The 26,593-nt window shown below is 63.3% G+C and carries 24 protein-coding genes; 16 read left to right on the top strand and 8 right to left on the bottom strand.

The window, feature by feature from the left end; translation table 11 throughout:
- Nucleotides 1-19: 19 nt before the first annotated feature.
- From mnmE to F4Y38_07680, 5 genes are all read right to left on the bottom strand, one after another.
- Nucleotides 20-1,402 carry a tRNA uridine-5-carboxymethylaminomethyl(34) synthesis GTPase MnmE gene (gene mnmE, locus F4Y38_07700; GenBank protein ID MXY49173.1) on the bottom strand — a complete coding sequence of 461 codons (1,383 nt, stop codon included), beginning with the start codon at nucleotides 1,400-1,402 and terminating at the stop codon, nucleotides 20-22.
- Nucleotides 1,403-1,475: 73 nt separating this feature from the next.
- Nucleotides 1,476-3,260: a membrane protein insertase YidC gene (gene yidC, locus F4Y38_07695; GenBank protein ID MXY49172.1), complete on the bottom strand. Its 1,785-nt coding sequence runs from the start codon at nucleotides 3,258-3,260 to the stop codon at nucleotides 1,476-1,478.
- Nucleotides 3,261-3,281: 21 nt separating this feature from the next.
- The gene (yidD, locus tag F4Y38_07690) at nucleotides 3,282-3,626 is read right to left on the bottom strand and encodes a membrane protein insertion efficiency factor YidD (protein MXY49171.1); all 345 of its coding nucleotides are present in this window, start codon (nucleotides 3,624-3,626) and stop codon (nucleotides 3,282-3,284) included.
- Nucleotides 3,611-3,982, bottom strand: a complete 372-nt coding sequence (rnpA, locus tag F4Y38_07685; GenBank protein MXY49170.1) for a ribonuclease P protein component — start codon at nucleotides 3,980-3,982, stop codon at nucleotides 3,611-3,613. Before rnpA ends, yidD begins: the two co-directional genes overlap by 16 nt.
- Nucleotides 3,983-4,014: 32 nt before the next feature.
- Nucleotides 4,015-4,149 carry a 50S ribosomal protein L34 gene (locus F4Y38_07680; protein ID MXY49169.1) on the bottom strand — a complete coding sequence of 45 codons (135 nt, stop codon included), beginning with the start codon at nucleotides 4,147-4,149 and terminating at the stop codon, nucleotides 4,015-4,017.
- Nucleotides 4,150-4,492: 343 nt separating this feature from the next.
- Here F4Y38_07680 and dnaA point away from each other — a divergent pair, with 343 nt between their 5' ends.
- The 14 genes from dnaA to F4Y38_07610 all read left to right on the top strand — a co-directional run bounded on the left by dnaA (nucleotide 4,493) and on the right by F4Y38_07610 (nucleotide 22,019).
- Nucleotides 4,493-5,908 carry a chromosomal replication initiator protein DnaA gene (dnaA, locus tag F4Y38_07675; GenBank protein MXY49168.1) on the top strand — a complete coding sequence of 472 codons (1,416 nt, stop codon included), beginning with the start codon at nucleotides 4,493-4,495 and terminating at the stop codon, nucleotides 5,906-5,908.
- A 785-nt stretch (nucleotides 5,909-6,693) separates the two neighbouring features.
- Nucleotides 6,694-7,824 (top strand): DNA polymerase III subunit beta, encoded by a 1,131-nt coding sequence (gene dnaN, locus F4Y38_07670; GenBank protein MXY49167.1) that lies wholly within the window; start codon nucleotides 6,694-6,696, stop codon nucleotides 7,822-7,824.
- A gap of 1 nt (nucleotide 7,825) precedes the next feature.
- On the top strand, nucleotides 7,826-8,935 hold the full coding sequence (recF, locus tag F4Y38_07665) for a DNA replication/repair protein RecF (protein MXY49166.1): 1,110 nt from the start codon (nucleotides 7,826-7,828) through the stop codon (nucleotides 8,933-8,935).
- A complete protein-coding gene (locus tag F4Y38_07660) occupies nucleotides 8,928-9,251 on the top strand; it encodes a DUF721 domain-containing protein (protein ID MXY49165.1) in 324 nt (107 codons plus the stop codon). The genes recF and F4Y38_07660 overlap by 8 nt, the downstream gene beginning before the upstream one ends.
- Before the next feature lie 5 nt (nucleotides 9,252-9,256).
- Nucleotides 9,257-11,716, top strand: coding sequence for a DNA topoisomerase (ATP-hydrolyzing) subunit B (gyrB, locus tag F4Y38_07655; protein MXY49164.1), 2,460 nt, complete (start codon nucleotides 9,257-9,259; stop codon nucleotides 11,714-11,716).
- A 55-nt stretch (nucleotides 11,717-11,771) separates the two neighbouring features.
- Nucleotides 11,772-14,270, top strand: a complete 2,499-nt coding sequence (gene gyrA, locus F4Y38_07650; GenBank protein MXY49163.1) for a DNA gyrase subunit A — start codon at nucleotides 11,772-11,774, stop codon at nucleotides 14,268-14,270.
- A 135-nt stretch (nucleotides 14,271-14,405) separates the two neighbouring features.
- On the top strand, nucleotides 14,406-14,573 hold the full coding sequence (lysW, locus tag F4Y38_07645) for a lysine biosynthesis protein LysW (protein ID MXY49162.1): 168 nt from the start codon (nucleotides 14,406-14,408) through the stop codon (nucleotides 14,571-14,573).
- Nucleotides 14,574-14,843: 270 nt separating this feature from the next.
- A complete protein-coding gene (locus F4Y38_07640) occupies nucleotides 14,844-15,698 on the top strand; it encodes a RimK family alpha-L-glutamate ligase (GenBank protein ID MXY49161.1) in 855 nt (284 codons plus the stop codon).
- Complete coding sequence (gene lysX, locus F4Y38_07635; protein MXY49160.1) at nucleotides 15,695-16,534, top strand: lysine biosynthesis protein LysX; 840 nt, start codon at nucleotides 15,695-15,697, stop codon at nucleotides 16,532-16,534. Before F4Y38_07640 ends, lysX begins: the two co-directional genes overlap by 4 nt.
- Nucleotides 16,528-17,574, top strand: a complete 1,047-nt coding sequence (locus tag F4Y38_07630; GenBank protein ID MXY49159.1) for an N-acetyl-gamma-glutamyl-phosphate reductase — start codon at nucleotides 16,528-16,530, stop codon at nucleotides 17,572-17,574. Before lysX ends, F4Y38_07630 begins: the two co-directional genes overlap by 7 nt.
- Nucleotides 17,575-17,593: 19 nt before the next feature.
- Complete coding sequence (locus F4Y38_07625) at nucleotides 17,594-18,859, top strand: histidine--tRNA ligase (protein ID MXY49158.1); 1,266 nt, start codon at nucleotides 17,594-17,596, stop codon at nucleotides 18,857-18,859.
- Nucleotides 18,856-19,653 (top strand): [LysW]-aminoadipate kinase, encoded by a 798-nt coding sequence (locus tag F4Y38_07620; protein MXY49157.1) that lies wholly within the window; start codon nucleotides 18,856-18,858, stop codon nucleotides 19,651-19,653. The genes F4Y38_07625 and F4Y38_07620 overlap by 4 nt, the downstream gene beginning before the upstream one ends.
- 143 nt (nucleotides 19,654-19,796) lie before the next feature.
- On the top strand, nucleotides 19,797-20,966 hold the full coding sequence (locus F4Y38_07615; protein ID MXY49156.1) for an acetylornithine/succinylornithine family transaminase: 1,170 nt from the start codon (nucleotides 19,797-19,799) through the stop codon (nucleotides 20,964-20,966).
- Complete coding sequence (locus F4Y38_07610; GenBank protein MXY49155.1) at nucleotides 20,967-22,019, top strand: [LysW]-lysine hydrolase; 1,053 nt, start codon at nucleotides 20,967-20,969, stop codon at nucleotides 22,017-22,019.
- 92 nt (nucleotides 22,020-22,111) lie between these two features.
- On the opposite strand, the gene F4Y38_07605 is transcribed toward F4Y38_07610, so the two are convergent.
- Genes F4Y38_07605 through F4Y38_07595 form a run of 3 tightly spaced genes read right to left on the bottom strand, consistent with a single transcriptional unit; the run spans nucleotide 22,112 to nucleotide 25,055 of the window.
- Nucleotides 22,112-22,903, bottom strand: a complete 792-nt coding sequence (locus tag F4Y38_07605) for a DUF4159 domain-containing protein (protein MXY49154.1) — start codon at nucleotides 22,901-22,903, stop codon at nucleotides 22,112-22,114.
- A gap of 18 nt (nucleotides 22,904-22,921) precedes the next feature.
- Nucleotides 22,922-24,157 (bottom strand): VWA domain-containing protein, encoded by a 1,236-nt coding sequence (locus F4Y38_07600; protein MXY49153.1) that lies wholly within the window; start codon nucleotides 24,155-24,157, stop codon nucleotides 22,922-22,924.
- Complete coding sequence (locus F4Y38_07595; GenBank protein MXY49152.1) at nucleotides 24,138-25,055, bottom strand: MoxR family ATPase; 918 nt, start codon at nucleotides 25,053-25,055, stop codon at nucleotides 24,138-24,140. The genes F4Y38_07600 and F4Y38_07595 overlap by 20 nt, the downstream gene beginning before the upstream one ends.
- Nucleotides 25,056-25,258: 203 nt before the next feature.
- Between F4Y38_07595 and F4Y38_07590 the strand changes: the two genes are divergently transcribed.
- A complete protein-coding gene (locus F4Y38_07590) occupies nucleotides 25,259-25,822 on the top strand; it encodes a cytochrome c maturation protein CcmE (GenBank protein ID MXY49151.1) in 564 nt (187 codons plus the stop codon).
- Nucleotides 25,823-26,138: 316 nt separating this feature from the next.
- Complete coding sequence (locus F4Y38_07585; GenBank protein MXY49150.1) at nucleotides 26,139-26,588, top strand: zinc ribbon domain-containing protein; 450 nt, start codon at nucleotides 26,139-26,141, stop codon at nucleotides 26,586-26,588.
- Nucleotides 26,589-26,593 lie beyond the last annotated feature (5 nt).

The following is a 26,593-nucleotide window of genomic DNA, read 5'->3' as shown; positions in this document are numbered from 1 at the left end:
CCCTGTTCCACGTGGAACATCATTTCCCGATGCAGAACCTGGAGAACACATGATCCAGTACCGCATCGCCGATTTCCTTTCCCACGAGCACACCCAGCCGATGCGCGCATTCTCTCAGATCGACGGCGGCCATTTCGGCGCCGAGCCCTTCTTCCAGGACCCCGATGCCCCGGTCAAGACTCGTTTTCGCCTGGTCGAGCAGCTCGCCCTGACGGGCATTGACGACGAGTCCCGACTCGAAACCGGCGGGATCGAACCGCGCGGTCTCGAGAATCGCTTCCCTGAGATTCTCCAGGCCATCGCCGTGCTTTGCCGAGGTCCGGATCCATCGCCCGCCCGCCGTCAATTCCAGGTATGCGTTCGGATCGTAAGCATCCAGGTCGCACTTGTTGAATATAAACACGGCAGCCCGGCCGGACAACATCTTCACCAGTTGCCGGTCGTCGTCGTCCGGTGGGCTTGTGGCGTCGAAGACGGCCAGTGGGATATCGGCCTGTTCCAGTTCCGAGCGCGACCGGATAACGCCCTGCTGTTCCACCCGGTTCGAGGTCTTCCGGATGCCGGCCGTATCCACGAAGACGATGGGCACGCCCCGGATGTCGACGCTTTCCTCGATGGTGTCCCGCGTCGTCCCCGATTCCGGATGCACGATCGCACGGTCCCGCGCCGTCAGCATGTTGAGCAAACTGGACTTCCCCACGTTCGGCTTGCCGAGCAACGCGACACGGATCCCGTCCCTCAACACGCGCGTTTCGTGGGAAGACTTGATGAGACGGCCGAGCGCTTCCCGGACCGGCCGGAGCTGGTCCAGGAAGGTCCGCGGCGTAATATCGGGGAGGCCCTCCTCGGTGAAATCCAGCGTAACTTCAATATACGCAATTATTTGTATTAATTTAATCCTGAATTCGTCGATCTGTTGCGAGCAGGTCCCGTTCAGCTGCCTGAGGGCCGCCCGGGCGCAGGCATCGGTCCGCGCCCGGATCAATTCACCCACCGCTTCCGCCTGCAGCAGGTCGATCCTTCCGTTGAGAAAGGCGCGCTTTGTAAACTCTCCCGGTTCCGCCAGCCGGGCGCCCGACCGGATCAGCACATCCAGAATCATCCCGCCCGGGACCATGCCGCCGTGGCCGCTGAACTCGATCAGGTCCTCCCGGGTGTAGGTACGGGGCGACCTGAATACGGACATGAGCACTTCATCCACCCGCTCGCGGCTCCGGGGATCGATGACGTGGCCGTGATGAATGGTGTGGGTCCCGCACTCCGAAGGACGGCTGGCGCCTTTGAAGACCCGGTCGGCGATGGCGAAAGTGTCGGAACCGCTCATGCGCACCACGCACAGTCCGCCCTCGCCGGGCGGCGTGCCAATCGCGGAAATGGTATCGTTCGGGGCCTGCGAGGTCATGGGGTTATTGAGGCCTGGTGCCGCGCCCGGTGCCTGCGGCAGTGCCCTGCGGATCCGGTGCCCTGCGGGTGCGTCATTTGGCGGGTTGTACGGGGAAGAACCGGTTCTGAAAGGCCTGCTGCACGATGGTCAGTACGTTGATCATGGTCCAGTACAGAATCAGTCCGGAAGGCAGGTTCATCATGATGAAGAAAAGCACCGCGGGCATGATGTAGACGAACATGGCCTGCCGGGGGTCTTTCATCGTCATCTTGGACTGGATAAGCATCGTGGCCGCCATGAGGACGGGCAGCACGTAGTACGGGTCCCGGAGGGACAGGTCCTGGATCCACCCGATGAAAGGCGCGTCCCGCAGTTCGATCGTGCTGCTGAAGATGGTGTAGAGCGCGATGAGGATCGGCATCTGCAGCAGCAGCGGCAGGCAGCCGCCCAGCGGGTTCACCCCCGCGTCCCGGTACAGCTTCATCATCTCCTGGTTCAGCTTGGTCGAATCGTTCTTGTGCTTCTCCTTGAGCGATTCCATTTTCGGCTGGAGCGCGGCCATGCCCTGCGTGGCCTTCATGCTCTTGTGGGTCAGGGGAAAGAGCAGGATCTTCACGATGATGGACAGTACGATGATAACGACGCCGTAATTGGTGATGAACTGGTGCAGCCAGACCAGGGAAATGAGTGTGATCCTGCTGATCGGCTGTATGATCGTCCATCCGAGATCGACGGCGCCCTCGAGGCCGTACCCGTAACTTTCCAGGGTATCGTAGTGGACCGGGCCGAGATAGAGGAGGAAGTTGTCCGTGAGCGGGGAGGCGAGTCCCATGGACAGTTCCGCGGCGATCTGCCGGTCGTCGTATTGGGGGCGCTGCACCGGCCGGCCGTTCAGGCGGTATCCCCTGGCCTTCCGGTCCACCGGCACCATGGCGGTGAAGAAATACTTGCTCCGCACGCCGACCCAGTGGGTCTCTCCCGTGGTCTCCGGCCGCGGATCTTCGAACTCGGTCCCGAGGTCTTCATCGATCACCGTGTCGTTGAGCGAGGCGAATCCCCTGAAGGCATACAGATCCTGGTCCCAGTCCTGCTCCGTCACGTTGATCCCGCCGCCCCACCGGAGATAGTACTTGCTGCCCAGGGCCAGATCCTGTCCGCCGTCGATCCTCACCTGGAGATCCACGGCGTAATCGTCCCGGTTGATCACGAAGGCCTTGGTGATGGTCAGGCCCCCCGGCGCGTCGGCCGTCAGCGTCACGGATCCCGAGGACTGTCCGGGACCCAGCACGACGGCGTCGCGGTCCGCGGCGAATCGCAGGGCGCGGGTGCTGCGGGGCCCCCGCTCCGTGGTGAGCACGATGTCGGGGCCGGCTTCCCGATCGGGGGGGACGAGTTCCACTTCTTCCCCGCCGATTCCCCGATAACCCTTTAGTTTCCAACTGGTTATCACTCCGCCCATCGTATTGATCACACCACGGAAGTACTGGTTTTCGACGACGATTTCACGGGGCGCCGGCGCGCTTTCGGCCGGGGGGAGGAACAACACGCGTTCGGAGCGGTCCCAGCTGTCGGCGGCCAGGTCCTGCCGGGGGCGGTCTTCGATACGGGGAGGCGGCGTCCGCCCGGGCTCCGTTACGGCGGCGTCCGGAGGCGCGTCGAAGGACGACGGCGCGTCGAAAGCCTGTTCGGAAGCCTCGCCGGAAGGATAGGCGTCCGCGGGATCGTCCCCGGTCGCGAAATCCCCCGGTTGCTGCTGCGGGACCGCCCGGTCGACCGGCGCGGGAAGCTGGGGCGCGTACATGGGATATATAATGTAGTAGTAACCGATCCAGGTCAGAATGATCAGTCCGAATGCGCCGAGTACCCGTTTTTCCATAGTCGTTGTTATTCCGGGGTTTCAAGCCGTGGGATGCGGCTGATCTTGTCGTCCGCCCTGTTCGGCCGGTCCGCCTGACTCGACACGTCCGGCCCGGCTGTCCGGCCCGGGTGATCCGACTGGTCCAGCCGGCCGCTCCACCGGATCGTAGCCGCCCGGGTGAAAGGGATGGCAGCGCAGCAGCCGCCACGCGGCCATGCGGATCCCGGTGAACAGGCCCTTGCGTTCCAGCGCTTCGATGGCGTAATTCGAACAGGTGGGGGTAAACCTGCAGCTTGGCGGGAGGAGCGGGGAGACTGCGAGCCGATAGCCGCGGACGCCCCAGACGAGCGTGGTCGTGATTGTCCTGGTCAGCCGTTTCCACATAATCGTGTCACCGCGGTACGGTAGAGGGACAGGAACTCTTCATTCATCTGGCGATAGGTCCATTCCCGGCCGGGACTGCGGGCGATGAGCACCAGGTGCACCCCCCTCTTCAGGCGGCACCTGTTCAACCGGTAGATCTCCCGCATTCTCCGGCGGACCAGGTTACGCTTGACCGCGCCGCCGTAGTGCCGGGTCACGATGAAACCGACCCGGCGCTCGAGCCGGTCCGGACACGCGGCCAGGGACAGGGTCATCGAAAGTCCGCGGACGGTCAGTCCGCATTTCCTGACCCGTTCGAACTCCCACCGGTGTCTCATGCGTTCGTCGTGGGGAAAACGTCGGGAACCGGCGGCCATGGTGCATCGGTCCTGCCGCGTTCGGGCGGCGCCTAAACGGCAACGCGTATCCTTCCCTTGGCCCGTCGGCGGTTCAGAATCAACCGTCCCGCCCTGGTGCTCATCCTTCGACGAAACCCGTGCCTGCGGTGCCGCTTGAGATTGCTCGGCTGAAAGGTCCGCTTCATCGTTTACTCCCGTTTTTTCTACCTGTTTTCGTAAAAACAACAGCCCTGCATATTACCCCCGGAGCGCGCTAAAGTCAAGTTGTTTTTGGTCGTTACAGGTGAGCAAATCTTTTCGAGATATTCTCTTGACAGCACCTCACTCACCATACATACTAAGATGAAGATACGACCCGCAACGTTTCCGCCTGCCGTGGATTTGTTGTCGCACCTAATACCACCTTAAATGTAGTAATTACAACTATTTAGCATGTTGCATGCGAGCGTACGAGTATGTTTTCGGACCGGAAAACCACCGGTCCGTGCACAGGCGTTCCATTCCCTTCGGTCCACAAGGTAATACGCGATGAAGCAGGAAGATCCTGCACAGCTTTGGTCGGTGTGTTTGTCGGAACTGAGGGGCATGATGCCCGCGCAGACGTTCGCGACCTGGTTCGAGCGGACCAAGGGGCATGACGTAACACCGGATAAGTTCACGATCGAGGTACCGAACCCGTTCTCCGGCGAACGGATGCTGAAGCGGTTTCACGACAAGATCAGCCAGGTCGTGACGACCCAGCTCGGCCGCCAGGTTGTCATTGACTACCACATCTTCGAGGGCAATTCACAGATCATCCCCGTGCTTACCGACCTGCCCTCCTACGTGACGGACCGGGCGGTCCAGGCGGACCAGGCGGGCCGGGTGGGTCGGGTGGACCAGGCGGATCGACAACAGCAGGCCGCGGGCGAAGTGGAAACGGACAACCTTTACGACAACTACACCTTCGAGAATTTCGTCGTGGGTGAGTGCAACGACTTCGCCCACGCGGCGTCCCTGGCCGTGGTGAAATCCCCGGGTCAGCAGACTTTCAACCCCCTGGTCATTTACGGCGGCGTCGGCCTGGGCAAGACCCACCTGGCGCAGGCGATCGCCCACGAATCGAAGCGGCTTGGCACCGTTGACCGCAGCCGGTACGTTACGTCGGAGATCTTCTACAACGAATTCATCGAGTCCATCCAGGAGAAGAAGACGAAGGAGTTCGCGCAGACCTACCGGAACGTCGACCTGCTGATCGTGGACGACATCCAGTTCTTCTGCAAAGGGCACAAGGACCGCACCCAGGAGGAGTTCTTCCACACCTTCGATGTGCTCCGGCAGAAAGGTAAGCAGATCGTCCTGACCAGCGACCGGATTCCGAAGGAGCTTTCCGGCCTGGAGGAACGGCTGGTGTCCCGGTTCGAATGGGGGCTTCTCGCCGACATGAAGCCGCCCGACTACGAGACCCGGGAAGCCATTCTGCAGAAGAAGGCGGACAAGGACGGACTGTCGCTCAGCCCGGACGTCATCGCCTATATCGCCGACCGCGTCGCATCGAACATCCGGGAACTGGAAGGCGCCGTGCTCAGCCTGCTGGCCTACGCGTCGCTGAGCCACTGCGACATTACCATCGAAGTGGCGAAGCGGGTGCTGAGCAACAAGATCCGCAGAAAACAACGCTCCGTGGGGATGGAAGACATACAGAAGGCCGCGGCCGGCCACTACGGCGTGTCCGTAGAAGATCTCGCCGCAAAGACGCGGAAGAAGCACGTGGTGGCCGCCCGCCAGGCCGCCATGTACCTTTGCCGGGACATGACCCGCGCGTCGCTCAAGGATATCGGCGCGGTTTTCGGCAAGAGAGACCATACCACCGTCATTCACGCCTGCCAGACGGTCAGGAAGCTCCTGTTGCACGACGAAGGCCTGCAGGAAGACCTCGATAAGATCAGGAATTCGCTGTCTTAGCCCGCCTGCTGTTCAGCAACGCCCACCACACGGTAGTAACGCTCCCAAACCTGTGGATAACCATCAACTTATCCACAACTTGTCAACAAATCATACCTTTCGTAACTCCTTTTCCGGCATAATGTTGCATATTGTATATACCGAATTTCCACACCAATCCACCAAGGGTAGTGCACCGCGGTGTGGAAAGATCTCCGGCCGCAGTCACAAAGGGCCCAGTTTCGACCTCCAAACGGCCCCGATCCGGCTCGGATACGCCCGATTGCGCACCGCCCTAGATCAGGCGCCTTTCCACGCTGAAGATGATGTGGATAACCCGGGGGATAAGGGGAGGCGGCGTGTCGATGTTTTGTGTATAAGTGGGCGTTTTATCCCATTTCGGTTTCTAGTGTGTGGATTGTGTGGATAAACACCTGTTTAGGTGCCTGTTTCTCCACACCTTTGTTTTTTCACAATTGATTGGTTTTATAAACACTTATTATAACAAATACGCAATTATCCACATATCCACATTCCTTATTAGTATTATTCTATTCAAAAACATAAAGAAAAAAAACTAAGTATACACAATATATTGTACGATTTATTGAGACATACCGCGACGTTATACAATATAGGGTAGTTTTGCCTCACAAAACCCTTGCGCTGTCCTGAGCGAATTCTATATTATATTCAATAGTTTTAAGAGGTTACTGTACAAGCACCTCCCGGTTCATTCTGTACAGTGCGGACCCGACGAGGTAACCGGCGAAGAACACCCAGAAGACTGCCCAAAGGAGTACCCTGTGAAAATCACCATTCCGTCCAGTTCCACCCTGATGAGCGGTATACAGACCGTTCTGAATGTCGTTCCGCCGAAGACCACCCTGCCCATCCTGTCCAACATGCTGCTGGAGACGGAAGACGGCCACCTGACCATAGGGGCCACCGACCTGGACATATTCATCATGACGAAGATCCCCGCCCAGATATCGGGGGAGGGATCGATCACGGTGCCCGGTAGGAAATTTGCGGAAATGGTGCGCGAGCTGCCCGACGCGCCCGTGGATATCGAGGTGGACGGGGTCAAGGTGATCATCCGGTGTGACCGCGGGGTTTTCCGCCTGGTGGGCATCAGCAAGGATGAGTACCCGGCGCTGCCGGACGTGACGTCCGAACAGACCATAGAGATTCCCTCGTCTTCGCTGCAGCGGCTGATCCGGAAGACGGTGTACGCCGTATCGAAGGACGAGATCCACCCGAGTCTCTGGGGCGCGTTCCTCCGCATTGGCCTCGGCGCCGTCCGGATGGTGGCCACCGATGGGCACCGGCTGGCCAAGACGACGCTCCCCTGCGAAGTTTCCGACGCGGCCACGGAGGGGATCATCGTGCCGCCCAAAGCGCTGAACAATCTCTCGCGCCTCATCGGGGAATCGGATTCGCCGTCCCGGATCACCATCGGCGAGAACCACGTCCTGTTCGAACTGGAAAACGCCCGGTTGTTCGCCAGGCTGATCGAAGCGACCTATCCGGACTACGAGCGGGTGATTCCCACGGGCAACGACAAGGTGGTCAAGGTTAACCGCGAGGAGCTCGAAAGCGCGGTCCGCCGCGTGTCCGTGCTGTCCAACCCCACCACCCGGCAGATCCGGTATTCGTTCCGGCCGGGTTTCGTCGAACTGAGTTCCTTCAGCCACGATATCGGAGGCGAGGCCCGGGAAGAAGTGCCGGCCGAATACGAAGGTGAAGCCATGGATACGACCTACGATTTCCGCTACCTCCTCGACGTCGTGGAGCGGATCGAGAGCGAAGACGTGGTCTTCAAACTGGATACACCGGTCAGTGCGGGGATCATCACCCCCTCCCGGGAAGAAGCGGAGGGCGAGGACTACCAGTGCCTGATCATGCCCTTCAGGACGACCGAGGCGGAAAGCTAAGGTGCACCTTCTAGGGCTGTCCCTCAGTCATTTCAGGAATTATGCATCTCTGTCGCTGTCCTGTGATTTACAAACGAACGTTTTCATCGGATCGAACGGACAAGGAAAGACCAACCTCCTGGAAGCGGTATACTACCTGTGCGTGGCCCGGTCCTGCCGCGAGGCACAGGACCGGGATCTCGTGCGGATGGGTGCGGACCACTTCCTGATACAGGGGCAGGGCCGGTCCGCGGAGGGCAGGGAGGTCGAGGTACAGATCAGGTACGCCCGCCCGTCGGGGAAGAAGGTTTTTGTAAACGAATCACCCCGTCGGAACCTTTCGGACCTGTACGGTATTCTGGCGGCCGTCGTGATTTCGCCGGACGACCGGAGGCTGGTCCAGGGCTCGCCGGGCTCGCGCCGGCGATTCCTCGACATCGCGATCTCGCAGTCCAACGCGGCGTATCTTTCGGCCCTGCAGGAATACAGGCGGGTGGTCCGCCAACGAAACGAAGCGTTGCGCGCGTACCAGGAGCGGCCGGGCAAGACGGAGGGACTGGAGGTCTGGAACGCCCCGCTGGTCGCGCTGGGCTGCCGCATCATGAGAAAGCGGGTGGAAGTCGTCGAGGACCTGAAGGAAGAAGCCAGCCGCATTCACGCCGCCGTCAGCGACCACAACGAGTGCCTCGAGATCGACTACGCGCCCTCCTTCGAATACGAGGCCCTCGCCGATGTAGAGCACGCCTTCGAGGAGGCGCTGGACCGCGCCGAGCCGCGGGAGAGGGCGCGGTGCATGACGGTGGTGGGCCCCCACCGGGACGACCTCTCCATCCGGATGAACGGAGTCTCGCTGCAGGCGTTCGGTTCGCAGGGACAGCACAAGACGGCGGCGACGGCCCTGAAGCTGGCGGAAGCCCGCTTTCTGTGGCGCCGGCTGCAGGCCCCGCCGCTGCTGCTCCTGGATGATATATTCGCGGAGATCGACGCCGCCAGGACGGACCGCCTGATGGAAATGGTACCCGCCTACGGCCAGACCTTCATTACGACGGCCAAGGAAAGCGATATCGGGGACTACCGCCGGGGGATCACCCGGTTCCGCGTCCACGGAGGCGCGGTGACGCCCTATGACTGAGGATCCTAACGTGACGCGGCTGAAGAAGAGCACCACCCTCGGCGACGCACTCCGGGAATTGGTGCGCAACCTGGGCATGGAAGGCAAGCTGGAGGAACAGCAGGCCGTGGAACGTTGGCCCCGGGTCGTCGGGGAGCGTGTCGCGGCGCACGCGAGAGCGGTCTTCTTCGACGGCGGAAAGCTGTTCGTGGAGTGCGACAGCGCCACATGGAGCCAGGAGCTGCACTACATGAAGCCGGACATTCTGAACCGACTGGACCGGTCTTTCGGCAGACCCCTGGTCCGGGACATCATATTCACCAATACCAGAAGGTAAAATCGATGTCAGAAACACGCGAAAACTCGCCGGACCGCCTGGACCGCCCGGACCGCCCGGATCACCCGGAAAACCTGGACCGCCCAGGCCGTCCGGAACACTCGAACAGCCCGGGATTGCCGGAGACGGGCCCCGGCACCCCGGATAACGATCAGTACGACGCGGAGAACATCCAGGTCCTCAAAGGGCTCGAGGGGGTTCGCAAGCGGCCCGCCATGTACATCGGGAGCACCAGCGCCTCCGGCCTGCATCATCTCGTGGAAGAGGTGATGCAGAACGCGATCGATGAGCATCTCCAGGGGTTCGGCGATACGATCAAGGTGTACATCGAAGAAGACGGGCGGATCACCGTGATCGACAACGGCCGCGGCATTCCGGTCGAAATGCACCCCACGGAGAACCGGCCGGCTGTGGAAGTCGTCATGACCATGCTCCACGCCGGCGGGAAGTTCGACAACAAGTCCTACAAGGTATCGGGGGGCCTGCACGGCGTGGGCGTGTCGGTGGTCAACGCCCTGGCCGAATGGCTGGTCGTCGAGGTGCGCCGCGACGGGAAGATCTACTACCAGCGGTACGAGCAGGGCATCCCCGTTTGCGACCTGGAGGTCCGGGGCGAGACGACGGAGAACGGGACGACCGTCTCCTTCAAGCCCGACGACGAGATCTTCGACTCGACGGAGTTCAATTTCGACCACATCGCCCACCGTTTCCGGGAACTGGCCTTCCTGAACCGCCACATGCGCATCGAGCTGCACGAGGAGGCCAGGGGCAAATCCGCCATATTCGAGTACCGCGGCGGCATCGTCGAGTTCGTCGAGTACCTGAACGAGAACAAGACGGCCATCCATGACACCATCGGCATCCGCCAGGAACGGGACGGCAACCAGATCGACGTCGCCTTCCAGTACAACGACGGCTACCAGGAGAACATCTTCACCTATGCCAACACCGTGCGGACATCGGAGGGCGGCTTCCACCTCGTGGGCTTCAAGACGGCCCTCACCCGTTCCATCAACAACTACGCCCAGCGGAACAACCTGTTGAAGAACCTCAAGGTGCCCATCACCGGCGACGACACGCGGGAAGGCATCACCGCCATCGTCAGCGTGATCATTCCCGATCCCCAGTTCGAGGGCCAGACCAAGGAGAAGCTCGGCAACAGCGATATCCGCGGCGTCGTGGAGTCGGTGGTCGGCGAGGGACTCTCGGTGTATCTGGAAGAACATCCGGCCACGGCGAAGAGGATCGTCGAAAAGTGCATCCAGGCGGCGGTTTCCCGAGACGCCGCCCGCAAGGCGCGGGAACTGACCCGCCGGAAGAGCGCGCTGGAAAACACCACCCTGCCCGGCAAGCTGGCCGACTGCACCCTGAAGGACCCCATGGCCTGCGAGATCTACCTCGTCGAGGGCGATTCGGCCGGCGGCACGGCCAAGTCGGGCCGCGACAAGACCTTCCAGGCCATCCTTCCCCTCTGGGGCAAGCCGCTCAACGTGGAGAAGGCCCGCATCGACACGGTGCTGAGCAACGACAAGCTCCAGCCCATCATCACCGCGCTCGGGGTCGGCATCGACGAGGATTTCGACCTGACTCGTCTCCGTTACGGGCGCGTGATCATCATGGCGGACGCCGACCATGACGGGCTGCACATCCGCACGTTGCTGCTGACCTTCCTGTTCCGCTACATGCGTCCGCTGGTGGAGCACGGCCACGTCCTGATCGCCCAGCCGCCGCTCTACCGCGTGCGCAAGGGCCGCCGGGAGGACTACCTCAAGAACGACCGGGAGCTCTGGGAATACCTCCTGAACCAGAGCGTGGACCGCACGAAGGTGCAGCGGGCGGACGCGAACGGCAACGGGCACGCCCTGACCGAAGACAACCTGCTGGCCCATCTCCGCGAGATGATGGACTTCGAAGAACAGATCGGACGGCTTGTCAAGACGGGCATGAAGCGCGAACACATCCTGGATATGCTGAGAGACCGGGACCAGTACGACGCATACCGGAGAGACCTGCGCGACCGGGCGGAAGAAAGGAAAGCGCAGGAAGAAGCCGGCGAAGTCCCGGTGCCCGTGGATCCCGTCGAAGAGGCCCTGGACCCCTCCCTGTACGGCCGGCTTCGGAAACTGTGCGGCCGGCTGGAGGACGTCATCGACAGCGAGATGGTGGTCAGCACGGACAAGACCGAGAAGCGGGTCAGGGGAGTCGGCAAGCTGATCGACGCGGTGCTGGACGTGGGACGCGAGGGCGCCACCATCTCGCGATACAAGGGGCTGGCCGAGATGGACGCCGAAGAGCTGTGGCAGACCACGATGAACCCCGAAACCCGCACGCTGCTCCGGGTCACCCTGGACGACGCGGTGGAGGCGGACCGGATCTTCACGATCCTCATGGGCGACAACGTGGCCGCGCGGAACGATTTCATCCAGCGGAACGCCCTGCTGGTCAACAACCTGGACCTGCACTGATACCCGGCGCCTGCCCGGCGCGATACGACACGGTTAACACGTTCAAGGGGAAAGCATGGCGGTAGAACAACACGACAACATCCAGCCGATCTTCATCGAAGACGAGATGAAGAGTTCCTATCTCGACTTCTCCATGAGCGTGAACCTGTCCCGGGCGATCCCGGACGTCCGTGACGGGTTCAAGCCGTCCCAGCGGCGCATTCTCGTGGCGATGCGCGACCTGAACCTCACGCCGGGACGGCCCACGCGGAAGTGCGCCAAGATCGTCGGCCAGACGATCGGGGACTACCACCCCCATGGCGACCTGGCCGTGTACGATACCCTCGCGCGGATGGCCCAGCCCTTCAGCATGCGCTACCCCATGGTCTTCGGCCAGGGCAATTTCGGATCCGTCGACGGCGATCCGCCGGGCGCCATGCGGTACACCGAATCGCGGATGTCCCGCCTGGCCATCGAGATGATGGAGGATATAGACAAGAACACGGTCGATTTCATGCCCAACTACGACGAGTCGAAAGACGAGCCGACCGTGCTGCCGGGCAAGTTCCCCAACCTGCTCTGCAACGGCTCGCTCGGCATCGGCGTGGGCATGGCCTCCAACCTCCCTTCCCATAACCTCGGCGAAGTGGTGGACGGTATCGTGGCGGTGATCGACCACCCGGAAATCACGATCGGGGAGCTCGCCGCGCACATCCAGGGACCCGATTTCGCCACCGGCGCCATCATCTACGGCCGCAACGCGATCAACGAGTATTTCCACACCGGCCGCGGGAAGATCAAGGTGCGCGCCCGCACGACGATCGAGGTGCACGAGCAAAGCGAGAAGGAAACCATCGTCGTCACGGAGATCCCCTACAAGGTCAACAAGTCCAGCCTGATCGAGAAGATCGCGGACCTCGTCCGGGAGAAGCAGATCCTGGGCATTACCGACATACGGGACGAGTCGGACCGGTCGGGCATGCGCATCGCCATCGACGTGCGGCGGGACATCCCGGGCAACATCGTGCTCAACCACCTCTTCAAGATGACGCCGCTGGAGACCACCATCGGCGTCACCATGCTGGCGCTCGTGGACGGGCGGCCCCGGGTCCTGAACATCAAGGAGTGCATCCAGCACTTCATCGACCACCGTCACGAGGTGCTGGTGCGCCGGACCACCTTCGACCTCGAGAAAGCCGAGCAGCGGGCTCATATCGTGGAAGGCCTGCGCGTCGCGCTGGACAACGTGGACCGCGTGATCGAAGTCATCCGCGGATCGCATACCGGCGAGGAGGCCATGGAGGTCCTGGGAGACGAGTTCGCCCTGTCCCGCGCCCAGGTCGAGGCCATCCTGGACATGCGCCTGCAGCGCCTGACCGGGCTGGAACGAGACAAGCTGGAGGAAGAATACGAAGAGCTGGTCGCGCGGATCGCCGATTACCGGGACATCCTCTCGCGCCTGGAACGGCGGATGCAGATCATCAAGGACGAGATGATCGACCTGAAGGAGCGCTACGGCGACGAACGGCGGACCGAGCTGATCGACATCGAGGGCGATCTCAGCATCGAGGACCTGATCGCCGACGAGGAAATGGTCATCACCATATCTCACGCCGGCTACGTCAAGCGCCTGCCCATGGACACCTACCGCAGCCAGAACCGCGGCGGCAAGGGGATCACCGGCATGAAGACCCGGGAAGAGGATTTCGTCGAGCACCTCTTCTCCGCCTCGACCCACTCCTACATCCTGTTCTTCACGAACCGCGGCAAATGCTACTGGCTCAAGGTGTGGGAGATCCCCGAAGCCGGCCGCACCGCCCGCGGCAAGGCCGTCGTCAACCTGCTGCAGCTCGACCAAGGAGAGAGCATCGCGGCCTTCCTGCCGATCAGGAACTTCGACGACGAGCATTATATCCTGATGGTGACGCGGGGTGGCCTGGTTAAGAAAACCGTGCTGTCGGCCTATGGGAATCCCCGGCGGAACGGCATCGTGGCGCTGAACATCCTCGAGGGCGACGCCCTCATCGAGGCCCTGCTGACCGACGGCGACAACGACATCGTCATCGCCAGCCAGAACGGCCAGGCCGTCCGCTTCCACGAGAGCGACGTCCGGACGATGGGCCGCGGCGCTCAGGGGGTGCGGGGCATACGCCTCGGCGAAGGCGACCGGGTCGTGGGCATGCTGGCGTCGGATCGGGACACCACGCTGCTGTCCGTCACGGAGAACGGCTACGGGAAGCGGACGGACATCGAGAACTACCGGCTGACCCGCCGCCACAGCAAGGGCGTGAGCAACATACGCACCAGCGAACGCAACGGCCCCGTCGTGTCGATTCACGCGGTCTCCGACGAAGACGAGCTGATGATCATTACCACGAACGGCCTCATCATACGCCTGCCGGTCCGCGACCTGCGCCCCATCGGCCGGAACACTCAGGGCGTCCGGCTCATCAACCTGGGCGAGGGGGACCGGGTGATCGATGTTTCCAGGATTACGCCGGGCGACGAAGAGGACGATCCGGCGACTTCCGAGACGGACGAATCACCCGGATCGGACGGCGACGAGGAGGGTTGAAAAAAGCGCTTGACACCCTTAGCGCGCACCCTATATTGCGTCCGTTCTTTGAGGAGGAAAGGCCTTCCCCGTAGGGTGAATGGACCTTCGAAAAAGATGCGTTCCAAGGCTGCATTTGTGTAAAACGGGGGTATCATGAGCGGGATTTGCCCGGAATGTGGCGCCGAGATCACCCTGGATTATGATGTCGTGGTTGGCGAAATCATCACGTGCCCGGAGTGCGGCGCGGAATTGGAAGTGGTCAGCGTAGACCCGCTGGAGTTCGCGCTGGCACCGGAAGAAGAGGAAGACTGGGGAGAGTAAGCCCGCGGACGGATGGAAGGAAATCACGATGAGCAAACGAATGAAACATAAACATGGTAAACATGATTGTGATTTGCGTTCGTCCGCTCATCGGGCCCCTCGGTAATCCTGCGAAAGGGATTACGGGACCACGGGAACAGTTGGGAGCCGTGTTCCTCTTCGATTGAGCGAAGAGGCCGGCTCTTTTTTTTGCATTCGGCGCCATTGCATGTGGCGCAAGGAACGCGGGATATCCGAAAGGACGCGGGATACCCGGAGGACGTGGAATTAATGGAATTGGGCATCGTGCTGTCGCGTATCAGGAAGGACGAGAAGCGGTTGATCGCCGAGGCGGGCCGCCGCGGCATCGACGTGACGACGATCGACAACACGCGGCTGGTCTTCGAACTGGATCGGCGTCATATGGACCTGGACGTGGTCCTGGAGCGCTGTATCGATCACCATCGCGCCGTGTACGCGCTGACCGTCTTCGACCACTGGGGCATTCCGACGGTGAACCGCCAGCCGGTGGTGGAGACGTACGGGAACCGGCTGCTGACGTCCCTGGCCTTGCGGGAGAACGGGGTGCCGGTGCCGGAAGTGCGCGTGGCGTATACGCCGCGTTCCGCCCTGGAAGCCATGGAGGACATGGGGTACCCGGTCGTCCTCCGGCCCGTGGAGGGTCCCGAGGGCCAGCTCGTTTCCCGGATCGGGGACAAGTATACGGCGGCGACGGTCCTGGAGCACAAACGCATCCTCGGCGCCTATCACCACTCCATCTTCTTCATGCAAAAGCACATCGATTCGCCCGGACACGACATCAGGGCGTACGTGGTCGGCGACGAGACGGTGGCCGCCGTATCGGTGCTGACCCACCACTGGATCGGGACCATCACCGCCGGCGGCCTGATGAAGCAGGAGCCCGTCACGGAGGAACTGAACGACCTGGCGGTCGCAGCCGTCCGGGCGATCGGCGGCGGAATCGCGGTGGTGGACATGGTTCGCACGAAGGATGCCTGGTTCGTACAGGAGATGGGCCCGCCGTCCGGGCTTTCGGACGCATCGGACGTCACCGGCGTCAATATACCGGGGAAGATCATGGACTACGTGGCGGACACGGTGGCACAGGGGGGACGCAACTCGTGAAGATCGGCATGCTGCTGTCCATCGTTTCCACGGAACAGAAGATGCTCTTCGAGGCCGCGGCGAAACGGGGTATCGTCTTCGACCGGCTGGACGACCGGCGCATCGTCTTCGACCTGGAGAACCACCGGTACGACCACGACGTCATACTCGAGCGGTGCATCAACCATTCCAGGGCCCTCAACTCGCTGAAGATACTCAACGCCGGCGGCATCAGGACCGTCAACAACTACGAGGTGGCCCGCGTGTGCGGGAACAAGTTCCTGACGACCATGGCGCTGGTGGACCACGGGGTGCCCACGCCGAAGGCCCGCGTCGCGTTTACCGCCGAGTCGGCCCTGGAGGAAATGGAATCCATGGGCTATCCCGTCGTGGTCAAGCCGCCCATCGGTTCGTGGGGGCGCCTCATCGCGCGGGTCAACGACCGTCATGCCGCCGAAGCGGTGCTCGAGCACAAGGAGACGCTGGGGTCCTATCAGCATTCGGTGATCTACATCCAGGAGTACGTGGAGAAGCCCGGCCGCGATATCCGATCCTTCGTGGTCGACGGCGAGACCATCTGCGCCGTCTACCGGTACTCGGACCACTGGAAGACCAACACCGCCCTGGGCGGGACGACGGCCGACTGTCCCGTGGAGGGTGACGTGGGGATGCTTTCCGCCCGCGCCGCGGAAGCGGTGGGTGGCGGCGTGGTGGCCGTCGACCTGCTGGAATCGCCGGACGGGATCCTGGTCAACGAGGTCAACTACACCATGGAATTCCGGAACAGCATACAACCGACGGGCGTGGACATTCCCGGCCGAATCATCGATTATCTGGTAAAGGTGGCCCAATCATGATCAAGGTGTCTATCGCCGGCGCGTCCGGATACGGCGGTGGGGAACTGCTCCGCCTGCTCCTGTTCCACCCGGAAATCGAAATCGGGCAGGTGACGTCGGAATCGCTCGCGGGCAAGCCCGTCGGCCGGTCCCATCCGAACCTTCGGAGGGTCACGGACCTCAAGTTCGGCGCCTTGGCCGACCTCGAGCCCTGCGACGTCCTGTGCCTGTGCCTGCCCCACGGGGAGGCGATGAAGAGATGGGACGACTTCTCCGGCCTGTCGGCCCGCGTCATCGACCTGAGCGCGGACTTCCGCCTGCGCGATCCGGCGGACTATCCGACCTGGTACGGACATGCCCATGCCCATCCCGGCGTCCTTGGCCGGTTCGTGTATGGCCTGGCCGAACTCTACCGGGACGAGATCAGGGACGCCGAATGCGTCGCGTGCACCGGGTGCCTGGCCGCCACGGCGATCCTGTCGCTGGCGCCCCTCGTCAGGGCCGGCGCCGTCGACCCCTCCCGGCTGTTCATGGAGGGCAAGATCGGCTCCTCCGCGGCGGGACACCGGGCCGACCGGTCCACCCATCACCCGGACCGCAGCGGGGCCGTGCGGTCCTTCAAGCCCACGGGCCATCGCCACACGGCGGAGATCGTGCAGGAGCTCACCTTCGGCGAGCAGGCGCCCAGGGTCCATTTCTCGGCGACGGCCATCGAACTGGTGCGCGGCATCCTGATGACCACGCACGCTTTCGCAAACGGCAATCTGTCCGACAGGGATATCTGGGGAATCTACCGGGAAGCCTACGAGAAAGAACCCTTCATCCGCATCATCAAGGAACGCCAGGGCGTGTTCCGGTATCCCGATCCGAAGTTTCTCGCGGGGACCAATTACTGCGACATCGGGTTCGAGCGCGACGAGCACAGCGACCGGGTCGTGGTCATGGGCGCGCTGGACAACCTGGTCAAGGGCGCGGCCGGACAGGCCGTGCAGGCCCTCAACATCATGCACGGGTGGGACGAGCGGACGGGCCTGGAGTTTCCGGGCCTCCACCCGGTCTAGCACCCGGTATAGGATGAATATGAACTACAGGGCACCGAGAGGCACCTACGACATCCTGCCCGAAGACCAGGCCCACTGGCGCCACGTCACCGAGACCACGCGCCGGGTCTGCGAACTCTTCGGCTACGAGCAGATCGACGTGCCGGTCTTCGAGCAGACCGGCCTCTTCGAACGGAGCGTCGGCGAATCCACCGACATCGTCGAGAAAGAGATGTACACCTTCCTCGACCGCAACGAGGAGCGAATGACCCTGCGCCCCGAGTTCACCGCCGGGATCTGCCGGGCCTACGCGGAGCGCAAGCTGCACGGCCGGCCCCAGCCCCTGCGGCTCTTCACCATCGGTCCGGCCTTCCGGTACGAGCGTCCCCAGGCGGGCCGGTACCGCCAGTTCTACCAGATCGACGTGGAAGTGCTGGGCAGCCAGGACCCGGCAATCGATCTCGAGGTCATGCAGGTCGCCTGGCAGATCTACGAAGCGGTCGGCATCAAGAACCTGTCCTTCCAGGTGAACAGCACGGGGTGCCCGGCGTGCCGTCCGGGATACATCGAAACGCTGCGGGCCTGGTACGCGGAGCGCCTGGACGGGATCTGCGGCGAATGCGCGCGCCGCTACGAGCAGAACCCGCTCCGGCTGCTGGACTGCAAGAACGAGACCTGCCGCGCGATCGCGGACGAAGCGCCGCGGATCGCGGATTCCCTGTGCGACGAATGCGAAAGCCACTTCGGCAAGTTGAGGTCCTACCTGGACGACCTGGGGCGGCCCTACCAGGTCAACCATCGCCTGGTGCGGGGTTTCGACTACTATACGAAGACCGTGTTCGAGGTTTGGGCCGAGGGCATCGGGGCGCAGAACGCGGTATGCGGCGGCGGCCGCTACGACGGGCTGATCGGCATGGTCGGCGGTCCCGAGACGCCGGCGATCGGATTCGCCTCGGGCATCGAACGCATCATACTCACGATGAAGCAGGAGGGGATCGAGCCTCCCGGGGTGCCGAAGCCGCGGGTATTCGTCGCCTATCTCGGTGCGGAGGCCAAGTCTGCCGCGGTGGTCCTGGCGCAGGAGCTGCGCGCGGCCGGCGTAGGCGCGACGGCACTGTGGGAGGACCGGAGCCTGAAGGCCCAGATGAGACAGGCCGACCGCCTCGGCGCCGCCTATACCCTGATCCTCGGCGAAGAAGAGGTGAGAAACGGCGTCGTGATGATCCGGCGCATGGCGGACAGCACCCAGGCGTCCGTGCCCCGGCCGGAGGCCGTGACCGCCGTTAAGGAAGGGAATGCTGAATGATCGTGGTGAAGACGGGCGGAAGCCGGGGCATCAACCTGGATTACGTCCTGGAAGACCTCGCCCGGCAGACCGAGCCGCTGGTGCTGGTGCACGGCGCTTCCGACGAATTGAACCAGATCTCCGAGCAGCTGGGCAAGCCGCCCCGCATGGTCACGTCGCCGTCGGGATACACGAGCCGGGTCACCGATCAGGAAACACTGGACATCTTCACCATGGTGTACTGCGGAAAGCGCAACACCCGCATCGTCGAGAAACTGCAGCAGCTCGGGGTCAACGCCGTCGGCCTGAGCGGCGTGGACGGCCGCCTGCTCGAGGGCCGCCGGAAACCCAATATCCGCATCGTGGAGGACGGCAGGACGAAGATCCTGCGGGACGACTACACCGGCCGGGTCGAAAGGGCGAACGTGTCGCTCCTGACCACGCTCCTCGACCAGGGTTATCTGCCCGTCGTCAGTCCCCCCGCCATCAGCTACGAAGGCGAGATGATCAACATTGACGGGGACCGCGCGGCCGCCGTGATCGCCGACGCCCTCGGCGCGGAACGGCTGGTCATCCTCTCCAACACGCCGGGGTTCCTGGAGGATGCGGATGACGAGGAGACACTGATACCCCGGATATCCCGGGACGAAATCGACGAAGCGATCGCGACCCACGCCAGGGACCGCATGAAGAAGAAGCTGCTCGGCGCGAAGGAGGCGCTGGAGGTCGGCGTGGACCAGGTGATCCTGGGGGACGGCCGGATACCCGAACCGGTCACGGCGGCCCTGCGCGGCGCGGGCACGGTGATCGGGTAGCGGCCGCCGGACAGAACGATCGCGTTGTGGCCGCGGAGAAGAATGATCGGACAGCGGCGGCCGAACGAAGCGGCCATCCGGGGAACCCAGCGCACCGCGCAGGACGACTCGAGGCGATACGAAATCGTAAATCGGAGCGAAAAATGACTGACTACCAGGCTCTGGAAAACCAGGCGTCGATGGGCATTCTGCCCAAGCGGGACGTGGTGATCGTCCGGGGCAGCGGCGCCCGCCTCTGGGACAGTGACGGCAAGGAGTACATCGATTGCATCGGCGGGATCGGCACGGCCAACGTAGGCCACTGCCATCCGGCCGTGACGGAGGCGATCGCGCGGCAGGCGGAGCGGCTCGTGATCTGTCCAGACACCTTCTACAACGACCTCCGGGCGGAACTGGCCACGGCCCTGACCCGGGTCGCCCCGGAGGGGCTGGACCGGCTCTTCCTTTGCAATTCGGGTACGGAGGCGGTGGAGGCGGCGCTTAAATTCGCCCGTGTCGCCACGGGGCGGACCGGCATCATCGCGGCCCAGCGCGGATTTCACGGACGTACCTTCGGGGCCCTGAGCGCGACCTGGAACCCCAAGTACCGCGCTCCCTTCGAACCCCTCGTTCCCGGTTTCACCCACGTGAAATACAACGATGCCTCCGCCATGGAGGAATCCATCGGCGACGGGACGGCGGCGGTGATCCTGGAAGCGGTGCAGGGCGAGGGCGGCGTCCGCATCGGCGACGGCGCGTATCTGAACCGCGTGGCGGGCCTGTGCCGGGAGCGCGGCGCCCTGTTCATCGTGGACGAAGTGCAGACCGGATTCGGCCGGACCGGTGCCATGTTCGCCTGCGAGCACCAGGATCTCCGGCCGGACATGCTCTGCCTGGCCAAGGCCATGGCCGGCGGCCTGCCCGTGGGCGCGACGCTCTGCGCCGAAACGGTCCGGGGCGTCCCCGCCATGTCCCACGGCAACACCTTCGGTGGCGGTCCGGTGGTCTGCGCGGCCGGCCTGGCCACGCTGCGCGTGCTGGAGGAGGAAGGACTCATCGAGAACGCCCGGGAGAACGGCGCGTATTTCCGGGATGCCCTCGCGGCACTGGACGCGCCTTTCGTCCGGGAGATCAGGGGCATGGGCCTGATCATCGGCGTCGAGATGAAGGGACGGGTCACCCCCGTCCTCCGCGGACTCATGGAACGCGGCGTGATGGCCCTGCCCGCGGGCAACACGGTGCTGCGCTTCCTCCCGCCCCTGTCGATTACCAGGGAGGAGATCGACCGGGTCGTAGAGACCGTGGGCGCGGTGCTGGGATCGTTGGAGGCTTAAATGAGTACCGCCCGTGACGACATCGCGCTGCTGCGGGACCTGGTCGAGCGGTACAGCCCTTCCACGCAGGAGGGCGAGGCCGTTTCCTGCCTGGTGGACGCCATGGATCGTCGGGGCCTCCGCGCCCGCGTGGACGAGGCCGGGAACGCGGTGGGCGAGATTGGCCGCGGCGAACCGCACATTGCCCTGATCGGGCATATTGACACGGTACCCGGGATCGTTCCTATCCGGGAGGAATCGGGCAGGCTCTACGGCCGCGGCACGGTGGACGCCAAGGGTCCCCTGGCCGCCTTCGCCGCCGCCGCGAGCCGGCTCACGGAAACCACCGGCGGCCGGATCACCGTCGTCGGCGCCGTGGAGGAGGAATGCCCCACCTCGAAGGGCGCCCGCCACCTGGTGGACCGCATGCGTCCCGACTGCGTATTCATCGGCGAACCGAGCGGCTGGGACAGCGTCACCATCGGGTACAAGGGCCATGTGGGGTTCGACTATCGCCTCGAGCAGCCCAACGCCCATCACGCCGGCGACCACAGGCGCGCCGCCGAACGGGCGATCGACCTGTACAACGCCATGCAAGCCCGCGTCGCCGACCAGGCCACGGGAAGCGAATTCGGGTCGCCCCGGCTCGAGTTGAGACGATTCAACACTACGGACGAGGGATTGACCGAGGGCGTCGAGGCGTACTTCTCGGTGCGCGTGCCGCCCGGTTACGACCTGGAAAGTTTGATCGGTTTCGTGATGGAACAGGCGGGCCCGGCGGAGATCGAATGCGACCAGCGGCTGCCGGGCGTGGTCGCCGCTAAGAACACGGCGCTGATCCGGGCGCTGTTGCGGGGTATCCGCCAGAAAGGCGGCCGGCCGACCTTCAAGAAGAAGACGGGCACGTCGGACATGTGTATCGTCGGACCGGCCTGGAAGTGCCCGATCGCGGCCTACGGACCCGGCGACTCCAGCCTGGACCATACGCCGGACGAGCACATCGTCCTGGAAGAGTACCTGCGCTCCGTCGAGGTATTGACGGTCGCGCTGAAGCAGCTGACCTCAACTGCTTAACAAGTCTTCAGGTCGGTCGCATAGATCCACTTTCCCCCAGGGCTATGCCACCGGGCGGCCCCCCAACGAACCGCCGGGCACCCCGTCGCCGCTCAGTGCGTCATCGCGTAGATGGCGTAGTTCACGGCAAGCCGGTACGCGATCACGGAATACGCGCGCGGGTACCCTGGATCGGCCGCGTGTTCCCATCCGTCGCCCAGGTCCGCGTTCCAGTTCATCAGCACCATGAGCCTGCCGCCGTCATCGGTTATGCCCCGCAGCCGGTGGCCGTACAACGCACCGTCCCGCTCGTAGTTGCCCGGTCTCCACAGGGCCGCGGTACCGGGCACCAGGGGATACTCGTCGAAATCGTAGTAGCAGTGGAATATCGCGTGGCCCGCGGGGACTTCCTCGATGTCGCGTTCGGGAAATACCCGCTTCATTTGCGATTCCCATACCGCCCACTGGCGCGATCCGTGGAAATCGTCCACCATCAGGAATCCGCCGCGCAGCAGGTACTCCCGCAGGGCGTCCACTTCCTCCTGGCTGAACTGCAAGGATCCGACTTCCAGGATATACAGGAAGGGAATATCGAACAGATCGGGGTCCGTCAGCTCCACGGCCTGCGGTTCGTTTATCTTGAGGGAGGTCGTGGCCCGCAGGGCGCGGATCACGTTGGCGTCGGCCGACGGGAAATCCACCGACCACCGCCCCCATCCCCATCCCCGGTAGAACCCGCCGGAGTTCTGGTACACGACCCGGCCGAAAGTAAAATCATTGCGCAGGAAGAGGTCGTGGCCGGAATCTCCGCTGCCGCGGGCCGTCCACAGCGCCACGCCGGCCAGGCAGGCCAGGCAGACCGCCAGGGCCATTCCGATGCTTTTTGGAATGCGGGCGTGTTTCATTTTTGTATCCGATCGGGCTCACGCCCTGAGGATCAGTTCACCGACATCCTGGAGCTGGGCCAGGTTCCGGCATTCCAGCACGTGATCGCAGTGCGGGCTGTACCTGGACATGACGGAATCGTCGGTGTCCCAGTACTGCACGGGCTCGGGGTTCAGCCAGATCGTCTGGTGGACCCTTCCCTGGATCTCACCCAGCACCCAGTCCTGGGGGTCGAACCAGTTGGTCCGCGCGTCGCCCAGGATGACGAGCACCGTATCCCGCGAGAGGGAGAGCAGGTGTTCGTCGTGGAACTGGTAGAAGGCCCTGCCGAAATCGCTCAGCCCGAAGAAATTCAGCGCGTGGTCGTCCTTCATGTTCTCGACGATCTCTTCGAAGGGCCTGCGGTCGAACTCGTCGGTCACCTCGTTGATCCGGTCCACGAAGAGGAAGCTCCGGGCCCGGCTGAACTGGTTCTGCATTTCGTGGACCAGCTTGATGAAGAACCGGGCGACCTCCCAGACCGATCCCGACACGTCGCACAGCACGACCAGTTCGTTCTTCTTGATCTTGCGGTGCTTGTAGATGATGTGAAAGGGCAGGTTTCCCGTGCGGAAACTCCGCTGGATCGTCTTCTTGATGTCCACCCGGCCATGGCGCGACTTCCTGAAACGCAGAGACTTGCGCGTCACCAGGTTCCGGGCGAGTTCCTCCACCGCCTCGTACAGGTTCTCGACGTCACCCGGAGGCAGTTCCTGGTAGAGGTCGACGTCCTCCGCCTGCTGGTTCGGCTGCGTGCCGGGCTCGGTGACCGCGTCGGACGCCTGCTCACCCACCTGCACGCGGGCGAGCATCCGCTCCAGTTCGCCTTCGAGTTCCTCGGTATCATCTCCGTCCGCGGGGTCTCCTTCCCCGTCCCCCGCCACGGCCTCGCCCTGCTCTTCCTGGAGACGCCTGATATCCTGGTCCCCCTCGTCCTGCCCGTCGTCGAGGTCGGGCTGGCCGTCGGGCGGCCCTTCGGTTTCCCCGCAGGGATCGTCGAGCTCCTCCGCGTCTTCGCCCACCTGGACCAGGAAGAACCGTTCGAAGGCCTCGTCGAAGGCGGGGATGTCCTCGCGGGTCTTGACCAGGGTGGACCGCAGGGACGCCTTGAAGGCCGGCCGTTCGGTGACCTGCGCGTGACGGAGGACTTCGGCGGCGTCCAGGGTCTCGGCCATGGATACGCGTACGCCGGATTGCCTGAGCAGCCTGGCGAATTCAACCAGCCGCTTGATCATGGTAGCCGTCCCGCATGATCCTTTCGATGTCCTCCCGGTCCTTCATCAGGACGTTCAGCGTGCTCGAAAGGATGTCGCGCGAGAGGTGCTGGGCGTTCAGGACCACCAGTGCCAGCGCCCAGTCGATCGTTTCGGCGATGCTCGGGGGCTTGCGCATGTTGAGCGTCCTGATCTTCTGGACGAACCGGACGACCTGGTTGGCCAGCTCCTCGTCGATGCCCGGAGTCTTGCGAAGGACGATCCGGACCTCCTGCTCGAGGGAGGGATAGTTGATGTAAAGATACAGGCACCGCCGTCTGAGCGCCTCGGAAAGCGTACGGTTGGCGTTGCTCGTCAACACCACGAGGGGGCGTTGGGCCGCGGTCAGAGTGCCGAGTTCCGGGATGCTGACCTGGAAATCGCTCAGCACCTCCAGAAGGAAGCTCTCGAATTCATCGTCCGACCGGTCGATCTCGTCGACCAGGAGGACGACGGGTTGCGGCGCGAGAATCGCTTCGAGCAGGGGGCGCGGCAGCAGGAAATTACGGGAGAAGAAGGCGCTGTCCTCCCGGTTGAGCGTCTCCACCGCGTTGCCGAGCGTGTCCGTACTCTTCAGCAGTTCGCCGATGCGGTCCTTAAGCATTTGCGTGTACAGCAGCTGCTTGGTGTATTCCCATTCGTAGAGGGCCTTGGATTCGTCCAGCCCCTCGTAGCACTGAAGGCGGATCAGGCGGCGGTCCAGCGCGCCGGCGAGCATCTTCGCGATCTCCGTCTTCCCCACGCCGGGCGGTCCCTCTACCAGCAGCGGCTTCTCGAGCCGCTCCATGAGGAACACGGGCGTGGCCAGGTCGGGTCCGCAGATATAGTGCTGGGCTTCGAAGCGTTGGAAGACATCCTGGGCAGACGTGAAAGCGGTCATGATGCTCCTGAAGACAAAGACGAATCGGGGCGCGAAAACGGGTGGTTACGGGGCAGGCGCCATGATCTCCGGACGTGATTCCAAAGGGCGTCGACTCCGGCGTAAGGTAGGCGCGGCCGGGGCGATAGTCAAGCACATTTACCCCCGCGCCGGGCCGGTGATCTCGCAGCCCAAGACCTCTGCACACGAGCGGTCGCGGGCGTATGCTCCGGACCAGATTGTGCTTGCCGAAACGGACCGTATGGCCTATATTGCGGGGGTCGAGCAATTCAGGAAAACAGCAGGAGCAAGCCATGAAAGAACGCAAGCGGAAGAAGCAGCGAAAGTTCCTGGTGGGCTTCGGCCTGGTGATCGCCGCCATCGGTTACCTGATCTATACCGGTGCGACCGACGCGACCATGTACTACCTCACCGTGAGCGAACTGAAGGCCGCCGTGGCAACGGGCGACGTGGCCTACGACGAGAACATGCGCCTGCACGGCAAGGTCGTGAACGGGTCGATCCAGCGCGACGAGGTGGGCACCATGCGCATCCGTTTCGTCGCCCACGAGGGCGGTGTCGAGGCCCCCGTCGTCTACACCGGCGTAGTCCCGGACACCTTCAAGGACGATTCGGAAGTGGTCGTGGAGGGCGGATACGGCCGGGACGGCACTTTCACCGCCCATACGCTGTATGCCAAGTGTCCGTCCAAGTACGAGGCCGAGGGGGGATACGGCCAGTATGAGCAGACCGAGCCGCAGTCGCCGGAACCGCTTCCCCAATCCTAGCCGGCCGGCGTTCCGGTCCGGCCGTACCGCGCACGAGAGGAACCGGTTCAGCCGTGCCGCGCACGAGAGGAGCCGGCCTTAGACCATGACACTGATTGCGTGCGGGCTGCTCGCGCTGGGCGTCCTCGCCTACATGATCAGTCCGATGCTGGACGGTTCGGTCCGCCGCCCCGGGATTGCCAGGTCCGCCGGGTCCCGCCGGGACGACCTGCTGAAGAAGAAGGATTTCATCTATTCTTCCATCCGCGAACTGAATATCGACTACAACATGGGCAAGCTGGCCGCCGAGGATCACGAGGCGCTCCGGCAGGAGTACATGAAGGAAGCGTCGGACGTGCTGGACGAGTTGGACCGGACCGCCGTCAGCGACCTTCCCGTGGAGGAGCAGATCGAGGAGGCGGTGCGGGAGATCCGGCGAGGCCGAGAGCCGGCGTCCGGCGAACCCGTGACCGTCGATGACGAGGCGGCGGAAGAGAATGCAGCCGAAGACGAGGCCGCTGGTGACCTGGCCGCCGTTGATGCGCCCGATGAAAATGTGCGAGCAGCCGAACACGCCCCCGCTGCAGACGCGCCCGCCCGGGATGCACCGCCCGTTCCGTCCGCTCGCGTCCAGGAATGCAGGATCTGCCGCACGGCCAACGAGCAGTCCGCCAGATTCTGCATCGGGTGCGGCGCTTCGCTGAAAGTTGTCACCTGCGCAGGTTGCGGCGCCGAAAACCCGGCATCGGCCAGGTTCTGCGCCCAGTGCGGAGGCAAACTGTCCTAGTGGTG

Source organism: Gemmatimonadota bacterium (genome assembly GCA_009838645.1).
Taxonomy (GTDB): domain Bacteria; phylum JAAXHH01; class JAAXHH01; order JAAXHH01; family JAAXHH01; genus JAAXHH01.
This window is presented reverse-complemented; position numbering and strand designations above follow the sequence as displayed.